This is a genomic window from Staphylococcus sp. GDY8P198P (assembly GCF_017891615.1).
GTDB lineage: Bacteria > Bacillota > Bacilli > Staphylococcales > Staphylococcaceae > Staphylococcus > Staphylococcus cohnii.
The window spans coordinates 1,824-2,811 of the sequence record NZ_JAESJQ010000011.1; the positions used below are offsets into that span (position 1 = coordinate 1,824).

At 29.5% G+C, this 988-nt stretch carries 1 protein-coding gene; it reads right to left on the reverse strand.

The features are described from left to right. Window positions 1–787: 787 nt before the first annotated feature. Window positions 788–988, reverse strand: a 201-nt coding sequence (locus KA824_RS09260) for a protein rep (RefSeq protein ID WP_210133262.1), incomplete at its 5' end; no start/stop codon positions are given.

Below are 988 nucleotides of genomic sequence, written 5' to 3' on the forward strand. Positions count from 1 at the left end.
ATGCGTGTTCTTTTCTTGTCTGCCCAGTAGACAAAGTAGACCCAACTGTTATTGCTTTACAGGTCTATTTTTCGTCGTTATAATCTAGTTAAATCCCGTAAGGGCGCACTTATGCGTTCTAAAAAGAACGCGTAAAAAACCATAATCGACCTTCGTCAATTTTTATCTTAGTTTTAAGGAATCGGCGTTGTGGCGCAGATATAAAAATTAATACTGCACGAACTAGAATCGACGTTGTAGCGTAGATATAAAAATTAATACTACATAGAAATTTAACTAAGATTTAAGCTACTAGTTTTTTGCTAGTAGCTTTTTTATTTTCTTAATTTTTAAATGCCTTTATTTTGAATTTTAAGGGGGTATTTAGAGCAAACTCTATATTTATATATTTTTATACCTGTATATTTATATATGTTTTTTAAAACGCAAATATGAGCAAAATAAGGGTACATCTTTCTGACATTTAACTTGTATTCAAAAGACATATTACTTAAGTTGCTAAAGTCATTTTAAATACAATCACTTGTACTTTTTAAACATAAGCCAGAAAAACGATATAACTTTTTTATATATTTTTCTAATTTGATTGGAACTCCCTAAAATTTATATAACTTAAAAAGTTAAATTGTTTATCTCATTTTTTGTACATAACCAGTGGCGAATTTTTCAGACACTGCCCATTTACATGCAAATTAAAATTTTCATGGTAAAACTGGTCAACCATGCCGGTTGAACGCTATAGTTCCTGCAGGGGCAAAAATACATAAAAAAAACGCTAGCTTTTAAGCTAACGTTTCAAATCTTTTAAGTAATAATTTTGTTTTTCAAAATTCCAAATTGCAGTAATTGAATGTGCTTTTTCTTCTTCGTCTGTTGTTTTATCTTCGTCACTTGTATTAATTAAATTGCCATCTTCGGCATCGTCTAAATTTAAAATTTTATGTTTTTGTTTAAGCAATCCACCATAACTCAACATACGTTTCGGTAT